At 34.9% G+C, this 21,133-nt stretch carries 17 protein-coding genes and 3 pseudogenes; 15 read left to right on the top strand and 5 right to left on the bottom strand.

Going from position 1 to position 21,133, the window contains the following annotated elements; translation table 11 throughout:
• Positions 1-22: 22 nt before the first annotated feature.
• Positions 23-405 (bottom strand): annotated as a pseudogene (locus G6O70_RS11685) (transposase); the annotation flags it as partial.
• Between the two features lie 124 nt (positions 406-529).
• Here G6O70_RS11685 and G6O70_RS12465 point away from each other — a divergent pair.
• From G6O70_RS12465 to G6O70_RS11665, 5 genes and pseudogenes are all read left to right on the top strand, one after another.
• A pseudogene (locus G6O70_RS12465) lies at positions 530-1,176 on the top strand (M24 family metallopeptidase).
• A gap of 70 nt (positions 1,177-1,246) precedes the next feature.
• Entirely contained in the window at positions 1,247-2,050 is an 804-nt protein-coding gene (locus tag G6O70_RS11675; RefSeq protein WP_083481962.1) for a YitT family protein, read from the top strand.
• Between the two features lie 282 nt (positions 2,051-2,332).
• Entirely contained in the window at positions 2,333-2,467 is a 135-nt protein-coding gene (locus G6O70_RS12300; protein WP_258236142.1) for a hypothetical protein, read from the top strand.
• Positions 2,468-2,806: 339 nt separating this feature from the next.
• On the top strand, positions 2,807-4,921 hold the full coding sequence (locus G6O70_RS11670; RefSeq protein ID WP_057870427.1) for an MMPL family transporter: 2,115 nt from the start codon (positions 2,807-2,809) through the stop codon (positions 4,919-4,921).
• Between the two features lie 57 nt (positions 4,922-4,978).
• Positions 4,979-5,827: a histidine kinase gene (locus G6O70_RS11665; protein ID WP_258236141.1), complete on the top strand. Its 849-nt coding sequence runs from the start codon at positions 4,979-4,981 to the stop codon at positions 5,825-5,827.
• A gap of 172 nt (positions 5,828-5,999) precedes the next feature.
• Here G6O70_RS11665 and G6O70_RS11660 read toward each other — a convergent pair whose 3' ends face one another.
• Positions 6,000-7,304: an IS1380 family transposase gene (locus G6O70_RS11660; RefSeq protein WP_057870478.1), complete on the bottom strand. Its 1,305-nt coding sequence runs from the start codon at positions 7,302-7,304 to the stop codon at positions 6,000-6,002.
• A gap of 171 nt (positions 7,305-7,475) precedes the next feature.
• Between G6O70_RS11660 and G6O70_RS11655 the strand changes: the two genes are divergently transcribed.
• From G6O70_RS11655 to G6O70_RS11640, 4 genes are all read left to right on the top strand, one after another.
• On the top strand, positions 7,476-7,859 hold the full coding sequence (locus G6O70_RS11655) for a sensor histidine kinase (RefSeq protein ID WP_057870213.1): 384 nt from the start codon (positions 7,476-7,478) through the stop codon (positions 7,857-7,859).
• Positions 7,852-8,472, top strand: a complete 621-nt coding sequence (locus tag G6O70_RS11650; protein ID WP_057870214.1) for a response regulator transcription factor — start codon at positions 7,852-7,854, stop codon at positions 8,470-8,472. The genes G6O70_RS11655 and G6O70_RS11650 overlap by 8 nt, the downstream gene beginning before the upstream one ends.
• A gap of 51 nt (positions 8,473-8,523) precedes the next feature.
• Positions 8,524-8,763 carry a hypothetical protein gene (locus tag G6O70_RS11645; protein WP_057870215.1) on the top strand — a complete coding sequence of 80 codons (240 nt, stop codon included), beginning with the start codon at positions 8,524-8,526 and terminating at the stop codon, positions 8,761-8,763.
• Positions 8,764-8,923: 160 nt separating this feature from the next.
• Positions 8,924-9,550 (top strand): DapH/DapD/GlmU-related protein, encoded by a 627-nt coding sequence (locus tag G6O70_RS11640; RefSeq protein ID WP_057870219.1) that lies wholly within the window; start codon positions 8,924-8,926, stop codon positions 9,548-9,550.
• Positions 9,551-10,057: 507 nt separating this feature from the next.
• Here G6O70_RS11640 and G6O70_RS11635 read toward each other — a convergent pair.
• Positions 10,058-11,278, bottom strand: coding sequence for an acetate/propionate family kinase (locus G6O70_RS11635; RefSeq protein WP_057870216.1), 1,221 nt, complete (start codon positions 11,276-11,278; stop codon positions 10,058-10,060).
• Between the two features lie 255 nt (positions 11,279-11,533).
• On the opposite strand from G6O70_RS11635, the gene adhE reads away from it, so the two are divergent.
• The 4 genes and pseudogenes from adhE to G6O70_RS11620 all read left to right on the top strand — a co-directional run bounded on the left by adhE (position 11,534) and on the right by G6O70_RS11620 (position 17,730).
• Entirely contained in the window at positions 11,534-14,224 is a 2,691-nt protein-coding gene (gene adhE, locus G6O70_RS11630) for a bifunctional acetaldehyde-CoA/alcohol dehydrogenase (protein ID WP_057870217.1), read from the top strand.
• Between the two features lie 299 nt (positions 14,225-14,523).
• Positions 14,524-15,213 carry a glycosyltransferase family 39 protein gene (locus tag G6O70_RS12485; protein ID WP_309137218.1) on the top strand — a complete coding sequence of 230 codons (690 nt, stop codon included), beginning with the start codon at positions 14,524-14,526 and terminating at the stop codon, positions 15,211-15,213.
• A 105-nt stretch (positions 15,214-15,318) separates the two neighbouring features.
• Entirely contained in the window at positions 15,319-16,695 is a 1,377-nt protein-coding gene (locus G6O70_RS12480; protein ID WP_309137217.1) for a mannosyltransferase YkcB-related protein, read from the top strand.
• A gap of 15 nt (positions 16,696-16,710) precedes the next feature.
• Positions 16,711-17,730 (top strand): annotated as a pseudogene (locus G6O70_RS11620) (glycosyltransferase family 2 protein).
• Positions 17,731-17,858: 128 nt separating this feature from the next.
• Here G6O70_RS11620 and G6O70_RS12295 read toward each other — a convergent pair.
• Positions 17,859-18,824: an AraC family transcriptional regulator gene (locus G6O70_RS12295; RefSeq protein WP_233419188.1), complete on the bottom strand. Its 966-nt coding sequence runs from the start codon at positions 18,822-18,824 to the stop codon at positions 17,859-17,861.
• 16 nt (positions 18,825-18,840) lie between these two features.
• On the opposite strand from G6O70_RS12295, the gene G6O70_RS11610 reads away from it, so the two are divergent.
• Both G6O70_RS11610 and G6O70_RS11605 read left to right on the top strand, forming a co-directional pair.
• Positions 18,841-19,422 carry an ROK family protein gene (locus tag G6O70_RS11610; protein WP_258236140.1) on the top strand — a complete coding sequence of 194 codons (582 nt, stop codon included), beginning with the start codon at positions 18,841-18,843 and terminating at the stop codon, positions 19,420-19,422.
• Positions 19,423-19,647: 225 nt separating this feature from the next.
• Positions 19,648-20,022, top strand: a complete 375-nt coding sequence (locus tag G6O70_RS11605) for a hypothetical protein (protein ID WP_157047976.1) — start codon at positions 19,648-19,650, stop codon at positions 20,020-20,022.
• Here the strand turns inward: G6O70_RS11605 and G6O70_RS11600 are convergent.
• A protein-coding gene (locus tag G6O70_RS11600; RefSeq protein ID WP_219934255.1) for an IS3-like element IS1163 family transposase occupies positions 20,006-21,075 on the bottom strand; the annotation gives its coding sequence in 2 pieces (ribosomal slippage) (positions 20,006-20,847 and positions 20,847-21,075; 1,071 coding nt in all). The two genes, G6O70_RS11605 and G6O70_RS11600, sit on opposite strands and share 17 nt — an antisense overlap.
• Positions 21,076-21,133 lie beyond the last annotated feature (58 nt).

Below are 21,133 nucleotides of genomic sequence, written 5' to 3'. Positions count from 1 at the left end.
AAGGACTTATGGCACAGCCCCTAGGTTGATATCTTTTCCAATGGTAATAGGTGCTACGCGGTAATTTCAGTGCCGAAAGAATAATTGATAAGCGGTGTCGCAATAACTGATCTTCTATGAAGACAAGGCAATTAATTCGTCCTAATGCTTTCCCAGTAACACCGCCGCAGCTTTTAAAATTTCAAGTTCCTCCTTTAATCGCTGATTTTCCTTTTGAAGTTGTTTGAATTCTTTGGACGTTACTTCAGTACCGTCTTCTAGCTCAACTGATTTAGCGCCTTTAACCCAGTTATGAATTGCGGCTGGAGAAACACCGTATTCCTCGGAAAGCGAGCGAATAGATCTTTTCTCTTCACGATGCATCTTCACAATGCTGGCTTTAAAATCATCTTGATATCGTTTCATTGGAATGCTCCTATCTTGTTTTATTAATTATGGCATAACTGTTCAGAAATTTATGTACCAAATACTAGGATAGGAGCAGTACGAATTAGACAAATTGCAATATGTAGCCGATATTTGCAGCAAAGTGGTAAAGCAGACATTAAAAATAGCGAAGACAGGGACTAAAGTCGTAGATACTTATAAAATTGCCATGCAAGTCGGTGCCGAGGAAATGACGAAACAATTCAGCTTGGAAAATCGAACCATCAATGCTGTTTGGCCAGCAGAGTATAGTTTCATGCCACACAGTATTCCAGATCTTAATGCAACAATTGGAGCTGGACCTAATATTGATATCGCACTTTTTGTATTACAAGGATATGCATCAGAATGTGAACGGACATTTTTTACAGAGGAACCTACAGAGGAACAGCAAATGCATTTCACACAAATGATACTGCAAGAAATATCTTTCTCAGTAATCTTAAACCGGGAAATAAAGCAAGTGATATTGAAAAAGCCGTCGATGAATATTTCTCAGAACAAGGATTGATGGGGAATATTTTACATCGACCAGGTCATGGCATTGGATTAAACAATCATGAATGGCCAACACTTTCATTAGGTAATGATACGGTCTTGCAGGAAAATATGGTTGTTTCTGTTGAACCAGCCATCTATTTTCAGAATCAGGGTGGGTATCGGCATTCAGATACCGCTGTGATTACAAAAAATGGTTATCAAATGATGACACAGGCACCTACAGATTTATCAGAGCTGATTCTAAAATAAAGTTGGTTTATTATGAGAAAAATGGACACTTATTGATAATTCATATTTAAATTGGTTGTTTAAATTTGTGATGGCGAGTTTATATGGTTTGTTATCAGCCATTGGTATTAATCTATTTTTAAGTTCAGCGCACTCATATTCCATTGGAATTCCAGGAATTGCTCAGCTGATAAATGGAGTTTTGGTAATGAATCATATCAATTTGAGCATTGCAACACTAATTATTTTGTTGAATATTCCATTAGTAGTTTTTTCTTGGTTTATTTTTGGCTGGAGCTATACATTATTTTCATTAATAGCGGTAATTTCAAATGTTATTTTTTTGAATATTATCCCAGAGACTAATGTGATCACTGAAAGATTGACTAATACCATAGTGGGTAGTGTGATCATTGGGATTGGATTCTGTTTTCGAAGTGGATTCTCCACAGGAGGGACCGATGTTATTGTGAGTTATGTCCAGCAAAAATTCCACCGAAATATAGGCTTTGTGAATACTATGATTAACACTGTAGTACTCGTATTTACAGCAATTTTCTTTGGTGTTTCGGGCGCAACGTATAGTTTAATTGGCATGGTTATTACGAGTTTTATTATGGATAAAATATATATTCAGCAAAATGACGTTACCCTAGTTGTGCTGACAAAAAAATCTGCTTCTCTGATAGAAAGTTTACATGATTATACTCATGGAGCCACGTTATTTTCTGGAAAGGGAATTTATACAAATCAGAGAACCGATATGTTAGTCATGATCATTCAGAAAAGTGATATTTCATTTTTGAAACGTGCAATATTGCACGTTGATAGCGATGCCTTTATCAATGTTCAAACTACCGAGGTACTGAATGGAAATTATATTCGGAAATTCTAAGGTATTTGTTTTAATTATTTTTTAATTACTCATAAAGGCAGACTGTAAAAAAAGTAAAGCGGCCTCAATTTTTTTGATAAGAATTGAGGCTGTTTTTGTGTACAGAAAAGTTTAAATAATATTATTTTGTTTTGCTTAATTTCATGGGGTAGCGAGTAAAATAATTATTGCACATTTTAGTTCTATATATTAAAATAATAAATTAGGGTAACCTAAAAATAATATTTTAAGTTGCTAAAGACAGATTTGTATAAAATTAATAATTTAAGGGGGGAAATTGAAATGACAACTGCGGAGAAAAAGTTAATTTGTATAAGAATTGATGACATCAAAAGTGTTTTAGAAGAAAGATATTTGTCTCCAACGGATTTTTCCAATATTTTAAATGCATTGAAGAAAGATATTACTTCTATCTAGCTTTAATAAAGCGAGCAAATTAATGTTCATTTGTACTTATTGTGCATACAGGTAGTAATTTGTTCACTTTTTACTTTGAATTGAGTAATAACTTGATGTGTGACAAATAAGAGCCTCAGCTTTTTTAAAGAAAAGTGAGGCTTTTTTGTATTAAATTGATATAGTTTTTTATTACTTCATTTTGAGAGGACAGTACAAATAAAAGTTTTTTAGAATTAAGACTAAATTTTATAATATTTTTATTTAAGCGATTTGTTTATAAGTCGTCCCTTTAGTACATTACGAATAATATTCCTTTATGAGAATATGTAGTTACTATTTTGATTGAAGGAGTAACTATTGGGAAAATGTTTAAGTTCTTTAAGCGATTTTATTTATAAACATGCTATATTAACAATTTTGTTAGTCTTAGCAGTGGCCGGTATTATTTGGGGCACAGCAATCTATCAAGGTTCAAATTTTAGTGATGCAAGTTTGGAAATGAAAGGAACAGAATCACAAACTGCTTTGAATATTGTAAAAAAAGATTTTGGTTCTGTATCATCTGAAAATGCTACAGAGAAGGTTGTTTTCAGGGCAAAAAGTGGTAAATTGACTGATGCAGACAAAGTTCAAGCAATTAATCAATTTGTTCAAGAAGCGATGAAAGATAAGAATATTAAGGCTGTGATGACTCCTGCACAGCAGGGAAATATTGTAAAAAAAGATACAATTGGTTATGCCACAATTGTATACAAACAAAAGAAAGATAATCTTAAAGAAACATCTGTAAATCGTGTACTTAATGCAGTTAAAAAGACAAAAAATGTGGGCATTCAAACAGAATTAACGGGTGATTTAACGATCAATCAGATGGATACTGGTGAGAAGTCAGAAATTTATGGTTTGATTGCAGCAGTTATTATTTTAGCAATAACTTTTGCCTCATTTGCAATGGCCGGATTACCAATTCTTTCCGCTATGATTGGTCTGGCTATAAGTGTTATGGGAATTATGATTTTGTCACATCATATCACGTTTGTTTCTGCGGATTTGTCATTAAGCGGTATGATTGGATTGGCTGTCGGTATTGACTATGCGTTATTCATTATTTCTAGATACCAACAAGAAATAAAAAAAGGCTTAGCTAGGAAGAATGCGCTAGCAAAAGCGATGACAACGGCTGGTAAGTCAGTTGTTTTTGCAGGAATAACAGTCATCGTAGCCTTGCTTGCTATGAGTGTCCTAGAAATAAGTTTCTTAACGGTTATGGGAGTTGCAGGAGCAATATCTGTTTTATTTGCTCTATTTACCTCATTGACATTTGTTCCCGCAATGATTGTTTTATTAGGAAAATTTGCCACTGGTGAGAAGAAAAATAAATTCCTTAAAATATTTTCCAAAGCAAATAAAAATTATGGTTGGGGTAAATTTGTTAATAAATACAAATTATTATTAGCAATTACTTCGATTGGATTGCTAATAATAACGGCTATTCCTTTTAGCCATATTAATTTAGGCCTTCCAACTGACGGTAATAAGAGTACCAAATTCACAGAACGACGTGCATATGATCTCATGAAAAAAGGTTATGGTGCTGGCAATAGTGCTACTCTGGTTGTTTTGGTTCACACGAAAGATCAAGCTGAAGCGGGTTCTGCGTATAAGAAGATAAAAGAAGATAAAAATGTTTCATCAACTACACCACCTATGCAAGGTAATGGTAAATCTGGTAATTATTTTATGCTGACAGTAACACCCAAAACTGATGGCAATAGTCTTGCAACCAAAAAATTGGTTAATAAGATCAGATCGCAATCTGAAAAATTGGGTATACCTAAGTTACTGGTCACAGGTTCAACGGCTATCAATATTGATATGTCAGATGCTTTAATGAAGGCCTTACCTAAGTTTGCTGCAATCATTGTCGTATTTTCGTTTATTTTGTTGATGATTGTTTTCAGATCATTATTGATACCAACTGTCGCGGTGGGAGGCTTTGTGTTATCCTTGATGGCCACATTAGGAACACCAGTTTTTATTGTTCAAGATGGTCATATGCAAAATTTGGTAGGACTGACTGGTAAAAGTGCCATCCTAAACTTTGCCCCAGTTTTGGTTATAGGGATTTTATTTGGACTCGCAATGGACTATGAGGTCTTTCTTGTCAGTCGAATTCGAGAAGTTTACAATCAAACTAAGGATAATAAAAGGGCAGTATTGGAAGGCTTGAAAAGTAGTGGTAAGGCAGTTTTTGCTGCGGCTTTGATTATGACAGCAGTCTTTATGGGCTTCGTTTTTGCAGGTGATTCGACAGTTAAATCGATTGGGATTGTCCTAACCTTGGGGATTTTGTTTGATGCGTTTATCGTACGAATGATTCTTGTTCCAGCAATGATTGCTATTTTTAGAAATAGCAATTGGTATTTGCCAAAATGGTTAGACAAAATACTGCCCCATATTGATGTCGAATAGTGGTTTATGAAGGGGAGAATAATTTCCTCTTTTTTCATTAGAAAGGAGAAATTAAAAATGTCCGTCTCAACAACTAAAACTGAAATCAAAGATATTTTTTTTATTAAGGGTAAGTGGTTGATATTATTATGGATGTGTTTTATTTTTGTTTTTTCTCTCTATCTTTCTTATTCCCAGCTAGGATTAATAACTTATATAGCAGGCTTTTTAATTTTTCTACACGTGATAATTCTTTTTACGGCTCGTAAACTTTTGAAAATATTTAAGAGTGTTAATTTAATTCTCAGTATCCAAATTATGATATCACTTATTATGGGAGGATTGATGGTCTATAATCCAACCTCTGCTCTTACATTCTTAGTCGGTTTTTTACCCGTAGTTGTTATTGAAGAAATAACGTTCATCAATAGTAAAAGATGGATTAATCCATTTTCTTTAGGATATATTATTTTATTATTGATTTTAGGTCTTATTATTAGCGATTTAGAAAGTGAATTTTTTATACTTGAATCAATTGTTGCACTGGTTTTTGTTTCAAGATATTACTATTCAATGATTAATGCTAATTATAAAAAAAAGATTGAATTACAACAGCTAAATAATGAATTAAATGATGCTTATAAAGAAGTCGCACGACTAACAACACGTGAAGTAAAGCAGAAACTTGCCAGAGATTTGCATGATACATTAGTCCAAGATTTAGTTGGTATCAATTTGCAGTTAGCTATAATTGAAAATCATATACAGAAGAAGAACTTTGATAGTGCTGCCAAAAGTCTTAGAGATACTCAAAGACTTACAAAGGAGGCAATAGGTGATTCACGGAAAACAATTGCAGAATATCGTAAAATTAAAGACAAAGATATTAAATTAACTGTAAAGCCTGAATTATTCATAGTTCATTAAAAGCCCGTCAGTTTTCGTATTTTTTCGAAAACTGACGGGTATGTCTTTATCTTTTGCTGAAATACTATGTTTATAAGTTCTAGCTAGTGAGATTTTTCAACTAACTCAGAATTGCTTTGAATTTTTGGATACACTTGTCCCTTGGTTGTACAGATTTTTTTAATTTTGCCGGTTATTCAATAGCCTGGATACGCTGTAGAACCTGGTAGAACAGTCGATGGTAAACATGATACGAGCTCAGTCGCAACTGAATGCGTCGGCCAGTATGCACGACACGTGCCGCAAATTTGAATAAACGGATCCGCAATGTGCTAACGCACAAACCTGAATCATGTTTTGTCAGTGCTAGCTGCTTTAAAAAGTTGACAATATTGTAAGCCAGTACACTAACCATCATCCGGGCAGCGTTGGCATTAAACGTTGAACTATCAGTCTTATCGAAAAAGAAACCTGCTTTAGCTTCTTTGATGTAATTTTCCATTTGGCCGCGTTTGTGATACAGTTCAAAGGCTGTTTCAGCCGTTAAATTAGTCAGATTAGTAACGATAAATTCATGTGAAAAGATCAGTTCACCGGCTGCTCGAGTTGATTTAACATAGATCTGCCGCGGCTTAGGCCACGATGCTGATTGATAGATTTCAGAGTAGTAGTGAGTCTCTTTCTCTTGCCACTGGGTTTGATCACTGATCTTGACGAACTTTTCAGCTAGATTCTGCAGTTTCCGATTGCGTTTGAGTCGAATAATGTAAAACACATCGTCGGCTTCACAGACATCGTAAACTTCTGGCGTGGCGAAGCCACTATCACCACGAACCAGAATGTCAGTCGTGGGCAGCTGAGTTTGATAATGCTTTAATAGTGGTGTTAAAAAAGCTTTTACATCTTTGCTGGTGTAGGCATTTCCAGGACGCAAGACAGCTTTCAATAAGTTACCATCTTGATCAGTTGCCAGTAATGGATGATATCCTTCAGTACCATAATGTGCGTTGTAGTTAGTGGCTTCCTGTTTGCCATAAGTGTCTGAGTGAGTCGAATCGATATCAATAATCGTGGCTGTCTGGTTGGTTAATAGTCGAACACGGTCGATCAAAGCCTCATTTAAAGTCTGTAATGTGCTAACACTATCTTTATCAAAGCGTTGCCAAAAACGTGATATTGTTGCTTGTGAAGCCAAAGACGGTTTATCCAATAATAATTTAAAAAGCGGTTCTTTTTCTAAAAAAGTTGCCGCAGAATCTGTGCTATAACCGGCAATAATCTGAAGAGTTAACTGTCTTAAGATACTAGAATTACTGTGTTGACAATATCGTCGCTGGTCATTGAACCTCAATAGTTTATCGGCCAAGTTGGTGAACTGAAACTTTGCCATCAGTTCTACACACAATGTTAGCCCGCCATCGGAAGATAATTGACCACCCGTATGCGATACTAAAATATTCTTGTTGAAATTGAATGCCATTTCCTGTAAAGTTTTCAATGTAGAGTCCTCTTCTCTCATGTGGTTTTGTTTAGCAATTTAACTATACCAGAGCTGAGGCTCTTTTTGTGCACTTAAAAGGTGAAAATGCAAAATGCCCATCAAACGCGTGAAGCATGTGTTTGATGGGTATCTTGTGTATTTTTGTGAATAAATCAGGTAAAGGCTAAGGTGCTTGAAAAAACACAACTTTTGAAGAAAAGATACGGTTTAGTTACCGATATTAATATTACCGAGGATCTTGAATTACCTAGTAATCTCCTGATTGATGTGCTAAGAATGATTAATGAGGCATTAATTAATGTAATACGTCATGCAGATACTGACAAGGCCCAAGTTGACGTTTATATCAAAAAGGAAAAATTAATTGTTAAAATTATAAATAATGGTATACCATTTCCTGAAAAGTACCAACAACGACATGATCATTATGGTTTGATAGGGATTAGAGAAAGAGCAAAAGCACACGGTGGAGATCTTAAAATATGGAGTACGCCAGAAGTTGGAACTATTGTCCTTATCGAAATCCCATTGGGAGGAAAATCTAATGTATAAAGTTATGGTAATTGATGATCATCCGATTGTTCGAAAAGGACTATCCGGTATTATAGATTCTAATGAGAACTTAGAAGTGATAGCTAGTGCTTCAGATGGAATAGAGGCTCTAGCTATCCTTGAAAAATTACAAGATGATGTACCCGATATAATTCTTGTCGATGTATTAATGCCACGTATGAACGGAATAGAATTTATTAAAACCGTAAAAACGGTCTCAAAAATAATTATTCTATCTACAGAAATTGATCGGTATGCAGTGGTGAACTTACTTTCATTAGGAATCAGTGGATATTTATTAAAAGACGAGGCACCAAATGATATAGTGAAAAATATTGAAAAAGTCTTGAATAGTGATGACTATGTAGCTTTAAGTACTGAAATAATTGATGAAATTAATAAAAATAAATCTAAGAATCAGCTGAATCTGTCGGATAGACAGATTGAAGTATTAGGCATGGTAGCTAATGGATTAACTAATAAACAAATTGGTAAAGAATTATTTACTACAGAGAGAACTGTAAAGGCTCACCTGACTGAGATTTATACACTGTTAAATGTTTCTAACCGAGCACAAGCAATCGCTGTGGCAATAAAGAAAAATATTATTTAATTCGGGAAATAATATATATTTTGCAAGGAATTTTTTAAAGGAGGGATGATTATGCTTATAGATGATCAGAAGAATAAATTATCGGATGTTATTACTACGCAAATAATGCGAGTTATCTTTCCTTTTATTATTGCGCGTTCAGTGACAGGACAACTTTTGACAGTTAAATTATCAAGAAAAGAAAGATGTGATCCAATATTGTGGAGAACATTACAAAGTATTTGCGAGGCAAAGTTATGGATACCTATCACAAATAATCACCGTCTTTTACAAAATGATTGGCTTATCTAGTTTAAAGGCCTTTTTTTCTCTGAAACTAGGTTGTTTCAAGTGTGATAAAGGAAATTTAATTTATTAATTACTTTTATTTTGTACATCGATAATCATTGTTTTATAATTGTTGGTGTTATACAGAATGTATGAAGTTATTGAGGAAGAGGGCCTGAGAATTATGCATATTGAATTCCCAGATTTATCAAGAGACAAACCTGTTATTGGTAAAGGAACACAATTAAAACGGACTACATTAGGAGAATGGGTAGAACTGGGAGAAAACAATCTAATCGATAATTGCGTGATTGGTGATTATAATTATACTGGTCAATATTGTTTCATGCAAAATAGTGATTTAAAAAAATTTATTAGCATTGCCGCACAAGTTCGAATTGGACCTACTAATCATCCATATGATCGTGTTTCACAACATATTTTTTCATATAACGGTGCCTCATATGGATTTGAACAAAAAGATACTGATTTTTTGGAGAAACGCCAACAGATAAGGACAACAATTGGAAATGATGTGTGGATTGGGCATGGAGCGATTATTCAATCAGGGTTAACGGTCGGGGATGGCGCAGTAATAGGTTCTGGTGCTGTAGTGACACATGATGTTGCACCATATACGATTGTTGGTGGGGTATCGGCAAAAGTAATTAAAGATCGTTTCGCAGATGAGATAAAAACAGACTTAGAACAAATTGCATGGTGGAATTGGTCAAGGCAAAAGCTAGAAGAATATTATTTGGATTTCAGATTACCGGTTGAAGAATTTATAAAGAAGCATTTAAAAGATTGAGTTCTAAAGACTTTTTGGATACTCTAAATCAATTATTTTAATTTAAATCAGGCGTAGGAATGGGGTTAAAAGTGAAGTGCCTCATAATAGTTAGACAAAATGAGATGTGCCTCAAAAGTCTAATTATTATGGGGTACTTTTTTATGACCAAATATACATGTAAAGTCAAAGGTAAATTAGTTCAAGAATACTGGAATGGAGATGCCTTTTTACTCTGACTTGATGCAATCATTCAATATTATAAAAAAGGCGGGGCTACGCCAAAAGTTAAATTTTGACCCAGCCTCGCTAATTATTCCGTATAAAAGTGTTCCATAAGTTAAAATTCTCCGTCTAACTTCTAATTACTCATAGCCAAGTACTCGCTATGACCGTAAATTTGAGTTAGTGATCAAATTTTCCCAACTTGTGTCACACTTACGTCTCTGTAATGTAGGAAATTTAAGCATTTATTTTTGTGAGTAAAGAAAAGTATTGGAGATTATTGATCAATTAATACGTATATTATTAATAATTAACAGCAGTTTGGTTACATAATTGTTTGCTTGAAAGTAGCGAGTATGCATCTCTTGCAATCATTAATTCTTCATCTGTTGGAATTACAAGTAAACGTGCTTGGCTATCAGTGGAAGCAAAGTCGAAAGGTAAGTCACGACTTTGATTTTGCTGTGATTGAAAATTAATTCCTAGACAGCTTAAACGTTCACTAATCAGTTCCCGCAAGTGGCAATCATTTTCACCAATTCCGCCAGTAAAAACTAAAGCATCAGCCCCACCTAATTCTAGCCAGTATGAACCAATATAATCACAAACACGTTTTACAAACATTTTGATTGCTAGTGCTGCTTGTGGATTTTCTGTAGATGCTCGTTCAATTTCACGCATATCTTTGCTAAGTTCAGAGACTCCTAATAGTCCGGATTGTTTATTTAAAATTTCCATACATTCATTCATGTCTGAAAAAACGTGGTGTTTTAATAAATAAACTAGTGCGGAAGGATCAATATCACCACAGCGAGTGCTCATCATCAAACCTGTTAATGGAGAAAAACCCATTGAAGTATCATAGCTTTTACCATTTTTAATTGCCGTCACGGAAGCTCCAGAACCTAAATGCAAGGTAATTAGTTTTAGTTCATTCAGCGGTAGATGGAGCATTTTAGCTGCTTGCTGGGCAACAAAACGATGACTGGTACCATGTGCTCCATATTTTCTAATCCTATATTTACGATAATATTCAAGTGGCAATGCATATAAGAAGTTTTCAGGAGGTAAGTCGGTATGAAAAGCAGTATCAAAAACAGCAATTTGAGGACAGTTAGGCAATAATTGTTGTGCGTCCAAAATTCCAGCTATATTTGCTGGATTATGTAATGGAGCTAGTTCATTAATACTTTCCAGCTTTTGCATTATTTCAGTTGTAATTTCTATTGAACGTTGGAAGAGCTCACCACCTGCAACTATTCTGTGGCCAATTGCAGCAATTTCTTGTGGATTATTAATTACTTTGTGTTTTGTTAATAACTTCAAGGCTAGTTCTACGGGTGATAGTTTATTATGATAGTGCTGAACAATTAATTCATGATTAGGCAATGTAATAGCTACTAACTGGTTAGTTTCATCTGAGTAATCGACCATAATTTTTGCTAGACGTTGCTCAGTTGGCATTGCGAATAGACTGATTTTCAATGATGAACTACCAGAATTGATTGATAATACTTTTTTCATCAACAAATTCCCCTTTTTAAAATGTGATTATATTCACATAAAATGGTAACACTATTAAATTTTTTGTCAATTATTTGTTTTTCACTATATTAAACGGTTGATTTTTAGGCATTACAGTACTAAAAAATTATTTTTATTTTATTTAATAAAAGTGTTGTAATTCACAATTGAAAGCGTTAATATAAGGGTGTACCAAAAATAGTGATTTATTTCACAAATAATTCAAAGTAAGTTATGCTTAGGGAGGATTACCACATGACGGTTACTAAAAAAGTTAAAAAAGCTCTTTCCCCTGAAGAAAAGGCGAAAAAATATGAACAAGCTGAAGCGTATACTAATAATTTGGTTGAGAAGGCCTTGGTTGCTGAGAAAGCTTATGCTTCTTATACCCAAGCAGAAGTTGACAAGATTGTTGCAGCCGCAGCATTAGCAGGTTCTGAAGCAGCATTGTTACTTGCACATGAAGCTGTAGATGAAACCCAACGTGGTGTTGTTGAAGATAAGGATACAAAGAATCGTTTTGCAACTGAAAATATATATAATTTGATTAAAGATGAAAAAACAGTAGGTATTATTGGTGAAGATAAAGTTGCGGGACAAGTTAAAATTGCTGCTCCATTAGGCGTTTTAGCTGGGATTGTTCCTACTACTAATCCAACATCAACGGCAATGTTTAAGACTTTGATGGCACTTAAGACACGAAATGCGATTATTTTTGCCTTTCATCCACAAGCACAGAAATGCTCTGCTCATGCAGCAAAAATATTGTATGATGCTGCAATCGCTGCAGGTGCGCCAAAGGATATTGTTCAGTGGGTTGAAGTACCAAGCTTAGATAATACAACAGCTTTGATTCGCAATTCGAAAATTGCTTCAATCTTGGCAACCGGTGGTCCTGGAATGGTTAACGCAGCATTGAAATCAGGAAATCCTTCAATGGGTGTTGGTGCAGGAAATGGTGCAATTTTTGTTGACCATACTGCAGATTTAGATCGAGCAGTTGAAGACTTGCTGCTATCTAAAAGATTTGACAATGGGATGATTTGTGCAACTGAAAATTCAGTTATTGTTGAAGCACCTGTTTATGATGACTGGTTAAAAAAGATGCAAGACAAAGGAGCTTATATTGTTCCTAAGAAGGACTATCAAAAGATTGCAGATTTTGTTTTTAATGATCGACACGGTGTTAATGGTCCCGTAGCCGGTAAACCAGCTAGTTGGATTGCGACTCAAGCAGGTGTTAACTTGCCAAAGGATAAAGATGTTATGTTGTTTGAGCTTGATGCCAAAGATATTGGTGAAAAACTTTCTTCTGAAAAACTTTCCCCATTACTGTCGGTATATAAAGCAAAGGATAGGCAAGATGGTATTAAAATTGTTAGTGCATTACTCAACTATCAAGGTGCCGGTCATAACGCAGCTATTCAAATTGGTTCGCAGTCAGATCCGTTTATCAATGATTATGCAGATCAGACTAAGGCTGCACGAATTTTGGTTAATCAACCTGATTCACTTGGTGGAATAGGTGATATTTATTCTGATGCATTGCGTCCAAGTATGACACTCGGAACCGGATCATGGGGGAAAAATTCATTGTCACATAATTTATCAACCAACGATTTATTAAATGTAAAGACAGTCGCAAAGCGTCGTAATCGCCCACAATGGGTTCGATTACCTGAAAAGATCTACTATGAGAAAAATGCAGTTTCATATTTGCAAGATGAAGTTGAACATATTAATCGTGCATTTATCGTTGCTGATCCTGGAATGGTTCAATTCGGATTCGTTGATAAACTTTATGATCAATTAGCTTTACGTGATGAACCTGTAAAGACTTCAATTTATGGGACAGTAAGGCCTGATCCAACGTTAGGCCAAACAATTGAAATTGCCAAACAAATGGAACAATTTAAACCAGATACGATTCTTGCTATTGGTGGTGGATCTGCTCTAGATGCAGCTAAGATTGCACGCTTCATCTATGAATACTCAATTGATCAACCAGAAGGATTCCTAGATAGTTACGAGCAAGTAAGTGAACTATTTACTCGCTTACAACAGAAGTTTATTGATATCAGAAAACGAATTGTTAAGTTCCATCATCAGTTGAATACTAAATTAGTAGCTGTTCCAACTACTTCTGGTACGGGCTCTGAGGTAACACCATATGCTGTTATTACCGATGATAAAACGCATGTTAAGTATCCATTGACAGATTATGAGTTAACACCACAAGTTGCAATCGTTGATCCAGAATTTGTTATGACAGTACCAAAACGTACGGTTGCTTGGTCAGGACTTGATACATTGTCTCATGCGCTTGAATCATACGTTTCTGTGATGGCTTCAGACTTTACTCGCCCATGGGCATTACAGGCAATTAAGTTAGTATTTGAAAACTTGAGTGAGTCATATAAGTTTGATGCAAAACATCCAACACGCGAAGGTGAAAAGGCTCGCGAGAACATGCATTATGCTGCTTGTTTAGCCGGAATGTCATTTGCTAACGCATTTTTGGGAATTAACCATTCATTAGCACATAAAACAGGTGGTGAATTTGGACTACCTCATGGATTAGCAATCTCCATTGCAATGCAGCATGTTGTTCACTTCAATGGTGTTGCAGGCAAGGTAAAACGTACACCATTCCCTCGTTATGAAGTTTATAGTGGTCAAAAAGATTATGCAGATATCGCACGCTTTATTGGAATTCAAGGCAAGGATGATGCTGAATTAGTTGAAAAGCTTTGTGATAAAATCCAAGAGTTGATGACATCAGTTGAAGTAACACCAACATTATCAGCAAATGGTGTTACTAAAGAGCATTTTGAAGCTTCATTGGATAAGTTAGTGGACTTGGTTTACAACGATCAATGTACACCAGCAAATCCACGTCAACCTAGTTTAGAAGAAATTCGCCAGATACTGATTGATCAATTCTAAATTTTACTAACTGATTGAGGTGGGCAAAGTCAGTTAATATAAATTATAGAATACCTGCAATCTTGCTGATAGAATTAGAAAGCTCTCTTCGGAGGGCTTTTTTTTATCGAAAATTTAAATATAAAGCATAATAACATTGCAAGAAATCTGGTTAAAGATATGCGGAATATTGTGTAAGGAAATTGAATTTTTAAGTTTTTAAATAAAAGTTAGGATTTGGAAAAAATAATTACAAAGATTGTCACGAAAATTTCAAATTTCTTTGATAAATTAAATTTATTGAGAGAGGTGAAGTGGTGATGGAACAGAGAAAAAATGTTTTCCCCAAGAAACACGTAAAAATCGATTTATGGTTAGTTGCAATACTGGTATTAGCCGCTTTTTTATATGGTTGGAACATCTGGAAGGCAGGTAGTGCAAATTCCTTTTATACATCTGCAATTATTAGTATGTCAGAGAGTTGGAAAAACTTTTGGTATGCAAGTTTTGATCCAGCAGGATTTATAACAGTCGATAAACCGCCAGTTGCACTATGGTTTATGGTCATTTTTGTAAAAATTTTCGGATTACATGGTTGGAGCATAGTCATCTCATCCGTATTATTTAGTTTAGGTTCAGTATTTTTAATTTACAAGATGGTTAAACCATATTTTGGAACTTTAGCTGCACGAATAGCTGCACTTTTGATGACATTGACTCCAATTGTAGTAGCTGATGCAAGAACAAATAATATGGATGCAACATTAGTATTCTTCTTATTACTTGCATGTTATGTTTTACAAAAGGCAGTCAGCAAACATAATATTTGGCTAGTAGGTTTAGCTTTTGCGCTCGTTGGAGTTTCTTTCAACGTTAAAATGTTACAAGCATTTATGATTCTTCCGGCAATGTATGTTTTTTATTGGATTGCCAGCAAGGAGAATTGGAAGAGAATTTTATGGGGAAGTGTTGTTGGGACAATTGCGCTGATAGTCTTTACATTATCATGACCGTTAGCCGTTGATTCAGTAAGTAAGCAAAATCGTCCTTATATAGGTTCATCTAGTACTAATTCAGTGTTGAACTTGGCTTTTGGGTATAACGGGACTCAATGTTTGCTAGGTCAGACTACTGGGACTGGTGGTACTTTTACCGGTATGGGTAATAGTAAGAAAGGAACAAAAACCAAAGCCCCAAATACTAAGAAATTAACTAATTCTAATAAACAGAATAAAGCAGGTGGTAAAACTCCTGGTATGACTAAGGGGACTGGAAAAACTGGAAATAATGCTGGTGGTGGAAACAGTATTTTCAATGTAGGAACTGCTGGGGTCACACGTTTATTCCAAACGGCACTTGGACAACAAATTAGTTGGTATCTTCCCCTTGCATTGGTTGGGTTGATAATTGCTTATCTCGCAGCATATGACACTAAGAAAAAATGGTGGCAGCTTAATCGTAGGCAGGAGCAATTAATATATTGGGCCGGATGGTTAGTACCTGTAGCAGGATTCTTTAGTGTTGCCAGTTTTTTCCATCCATATTACACAATAATGTTGGCACCTCCAATTGCCGTACTTGCAGCCGTTGGAATATCATCCTTTATTGAATCTTTGAATACAGTTCCAAGTAAGAAAAATTATTGGCTTAGAGGAATTATGGGAGTAGGTATTATCACCAATGGTATACTTCAAGCATTCTTCGTTTGGGAATATTCTGTTATTGCTGGTATTGTTGTTGCTGTAATTTCAGTGATAATGAGTATTTTCATCATCTTTAATTATTCAAAGGTTAAATTGTTCACAGCAGTTGGATTACTTGGATTACTTTGGTTGCCAGCTTTTTGGTCACTTACTCCAACGATTTCTGCAGAATCAGCAGCAATTCCAACTTCTGGTCCAAGTCTGCTTAGTGGAAATGGGCAAAGTGCTGGGTCAATAGGAGATAGCTCCGCAAATACTAAGTTAATCAGTTATCTTAAGAAACATAATGGATCAAAAGTTAAATATCTTTTTGCAACAACAGATTCAAATACAGCTGCACCATACATTATTAAAACCAAAAAAGCAGTGATGACAATCGGTGGATACAATGGAACTGATAATGCGATAACACTTAAACAGTTTAAAAAACTGGTTAAGAAAGGTGAAATCAAGTATTTCTATATTTCCAGTCATACTAATAACAATGCGATTGTGCGCTGGGTCAAAAAACATGGTAAGAAGATTAGTGCAAGCACCTATGGAGGAAATTCTTCAAGTACAACACCATCTGGTATGAGTAAGAAGGGTAGTCGTGGGCCACAACAATCCGCAAAAGGTGGACCAGGTGGCAAGAAGAATATGGCGAAATTCCAAGGAAAGAAGCCAAAGAAGATGGGCAAAATGGGTAAAATGGTTAAAAATAAGAAGAATAAGAAAAGTAATACTGCTGGGAAAATGAGTGGTGGTATGGGTCAACAGCAATCAAGTGTTCTTTATGAACTTGACTAAAAAGAAGGTGATGTCATGTCTGAACCATTATTAACAATTGTAGTTCCATGTTATAACGAAGAGGAAGTATTGATAGAAAGTTCAAAGCAGTTAGATCAAATATTGATTGATTTAATCTAGAAACAGCAAATCAGTTCAAAAAGTAAGTTGTTATTCGTGAATGATGGCAGTGTTGATGATACATGGAAGATTATAAAAGAACTTCAAAAGAAGTCTGAATTTGAAGGAATAAGTTTCAGTCGAAATTTTGGACATCAAAATGCGTTGCTTGCTGGAATGACAGTGGCAAATGAGTATTCTGATATCATAATAACGATTGATGCGGACTTACAAGATGATGTAGCCTGCATTTCGGAGATGGTTGAGAAGTATAAGGAAGGAAATGACATTGTTTATGCTGTTCGAAATGATCGAAAATCAGATACAATTTTTAAGAGAAAAACTGCACAATTCTTTTATTGGATGATGAAAAAAATGGGTGTTGATCTAGTACCCAATCATTCGGATTATAGATTGCTATCTAAGCGAGCGGTTTCCACGTTACTTCAATATCATGAAGAAAACTTATTTCTGCGGGCAATTGTCCCAACACTGGGTTATAAATCGAACAAGGTTTATTACAAGAGAAAGAAACGATTGGCGGGTACTAGTCACTATCCATTACGGAAAATGATTAACTTTGCAGTCGATGGAATAACCTCTTTCACGATTTCACCGATTAGAATAATTATGTACCTAAGGTTTTTGATAATGTTTTTAAGTGGAATTGGACTTTGTATTTTAGTTGGAACATACTTCTATCTGCATACCGTATCTGGCTGGACTTCAATAATGGTATCAATATTCTTCTTTTCGGGCTTTCAAATAGTAACTGTATGTATGGTGGGAATATATGTTGGGAAAACATATATTGAAACAAAGCACCGTCCGCAATACGTTATTGAAGAAAAAACATTCTCTGCAACTGAGGTTACTGGTAGGTCTAGTCATGCTACTATGAGATACAAAGAATCACAGAAGGCAAGAAAAATATAATTACATGTTATAAGAGTCACTACAACTAAACTAATGTGAGATTTAAATTTTTGAGTCACGCAAGCTTATTTACTAATTTAGAATAAGTTGGCGTGACTTTTTATTTCGTAAAAAGAATAACATAAATTTCAGATATGGTACCTTTTTCGAAACTCAGTAGGAGTAGTATTTAAATACTTTTTGAAAAGTTTAGTTAGGTAACTTTGATCTGAGAAACCTAATAGTCCAGAAATCTCGGTAATTGTTTTATTAGAAAACACTAGGTGGCTTTGAACTTCGCGTATTTTTTGTTCATTCGCGTAGTTAACGATAGTCTGATTAGTAGCATATTTAAAAGAAGAACACAGATAATTTTTTGAGTAACCAAGTTTTTCTGACATGATTGATAAATTAACAGGTTCGTTTAAATGTTTGAAAATATAGTCTTTAATCAAAAAGATTAAATTTGAATTGGAGAAATTTTGCGCGGATCTAACGCGATTAACGAATAATTCACCAATTTCTTGTGTTAAATCAATAATGCTATCAATTTTTCTTAAACGTTCAATTTTTTGTACGCATCGATCACTTAATGCATATGCAGACTCTGGATAAATTCCTCCTTTGATTGCAGCACGTGTGAAGAGAGTAGTAGCTGCGATGAGAATATTTTTGCTATTACGCAATTCATTTCCAGAAGCCATTTTTCCAAAAGTTCCACTATTGATAAAGTCGGCTAAGCGGGGACGGAATTCTGCAAGAATACCCTTCTCGAGAGCTTTAAGCATTAATCTTTCTTTATAATAATTATTATGATAGGTATCAGATTCTCGATTATTTGTGTCATCATTCTCTTCTGTGATGAATGCCAAGTCACTAATAAAATGTGGTTGCTCAATTAATGGAATCTTTTGAAAAAGACTAAAATATAGGACTTTAGTATATGAAGTGAGGCGTTCTAAACTAATACTTGGAAAACTATCACGAAAGTAACCAAGGGTAGAAATTGTTTGGATATTGCACCAAAGAATTAATATTTTTTGATTATTGTCAGGTAAAATAATGACACTAAAACATTCATTACGACTAGTATTAAAAATTTTGATTGTGCCCACTGGTAAGGCAGGGGCATTGGCTGAGTTATGGTTAGGTACTTTAAAAAATAAAAAAAACTCAGCAGCAATCATTCTTGGAACTGGTGTGGGTGGTGGAATTATCATTAATAATCAGTTACTACAAGGAAGTCATTTTCAATCAGGAGAACTGAGTTTTATGGTTAATAATTATCAACTTAAAGGATATGACAAAATGGTTTGGATGAGTTGTTCATCTGTAAAAATGATTGAACAAATTGCAACTGCATTGAATTTACCAGATAAAAAAGATGGACTAGCTGTTTTTGAACAACTTAATCTGAAAAATAAATTAGCTTGGGATATTTTTAGAAGATATTGTCGCCGGGTTGCTTATCTGATTTTGAACGTTCAAAGTGTCATTGATTTGTCAATCTATGCAATTGGCGGTGGTATAAGTGCGCAATCGCTGTTAATTGAGACAATTAATCAGCAGTATGATGAGATATTATTGGAACTTCCTTTAATAAAAAAAACACTAACGCGACCCGAGATAAGGACGGCTCGGTTTGAAAATAATGCGAATTTATATGGTGCACTGTACAGTTTGTTGCAACAAGAAGATTACATTAATGATTAAGTCTAAAATTAGAGGTTAATATATATGGAAGTTAAAGTAAAAATCAACATTGCTTCTTTCCGTTACATTCAATAGTTAATATTTAATTATAAGCTTAATTTAATTTTTTTGCTATACCAGACTTTTTTGAATTTAACAAACACTATCTTTTTAAAGCTACTTAAATATTCTTTGAATTTACCGATAATACATCTTGGAGTATTTTATAAAGGGATGGTGCATCATATGAAAAAAAGTTTAGGTAAGTACATTGGGAAAATAGTGTTTAGTATTACATTAGTGACAGTGGCAGTATTGATGGTGAGCTTGTACATTTCAACAACAAGATTGTTAACACAGCGAAATTTGCTTAGTCAACAAAGTGCTGCTCAATCTTTGTTAAGAAACAATAGTAATTTTAAAGACTCCACGCAACGGGAACTTTTTAGACTAGCTGCAGGCAAAGTATTTAATAGCAAATCATTTAATGATAGTGATATTAAACAGGTATTAAAAGACGTACAGAACGCAAATGTACAAGTTAAATATAGTGGTTTTGCTACAAAGAATGGTGCTCCTATGTCAATAAATGGCACATCTTTTTCTAAACACTCGTTCTAATTCTGTCGGAATTAAACCAACTGATGTAATTTGAGGTTCGGATTACCAAGTCCTCAAAATTGGAAAAAGTTGTTTGAAAGGCAAACTCTCTCTTCAACAATGAGTGAAAAGCTTCAATTGGCCCATTATCATAAGGATAACCTTGTTTTGAGTATGAGTGGCTAATCTGATGCCGTTCAAGTAAAGTTTCAACTTCGTTGCTGGTGTACTGTGAACCCATGTCAGAGTGAAAATATTGTGGCTTTTGATGACATTCAAGCGCCTGATTAATCGTTTCTACAACTAACGGCGCCTCCATCTGACGACCAATCTTGAAAGCAAGAACTTGATGAACCTTTGGTTCGTAAATAGAACTGAGATAAACCCAGGTTCCTGGACGTAATTCCAAATAAGTAATGTCAGCACGCCATATCCTTGCATTGGGCTGGTGCTTGATTAAATTGGGGCGTTGTGAATGATCCACATGAGTGCCAGGTTTTTTAAATCGCCGATTCATTAAAGAGTGAATCTCCATTTCCCTCATTAATCGTAAAATTCGTTTTGACCCAACACGGATGCCTGACTTGCGAAGCACCATCGTTATTCGTGGATAACCATAGGCACGATAATTATTTTCCCAAATCAATTTAATTTTTTCTTTGAGCTGATTATCAACACGTTCGTGTTGACTAGGTTGATATCTTTTCCAATGGTAATAGGTGCTACGCGGTAATTTCAGTGCCGAAAGAATAATTGATAAGCGGTGTCGCAATAACTGATCTTCTATGAAGACAAGGCAATTAATTCGTCCTAATGCTTTCCCAGTAACACCGCCGCAGCTTTTAAAATTTCAAGTTCCTCCTTTAATCGCTGATTTTCCTTTTGAAGTTGTTTGAATTCTTTGGACGTTACTTCAGTACCGTCTTCTAGCTCAACTGATTTAGCGCCTTTAACCCAGTTATGAATTGCGGCTGGAGAAACACCGTATTCCTCGGAAAGCGAGCGAATAGATCTTTTCTCTTCACGATGCATCTTCACAATGCTGGCTTTAAAATCATCTTGATATCGTTTCATTGGAATGCTCCTATCTTGTTTTATTAATTATGGCATAACTGTTCAGAAATTTATGTAC

Origin of the sequence: Liquorilactobacillus hordei DSM 19519, from assembly GCF_019443985.1 — a bacterium.
GTDB lineage: Bacteria > Bacillota > Bacilli > Lactobacillales > Lactobacillaceae > Liquorilactobacillus > Liquorilactobacillus hordei.
Note: the sequence above shows the minus strand (reverse complement) of the source record. Positions and strands in the feature narration are given on the sequence as shown.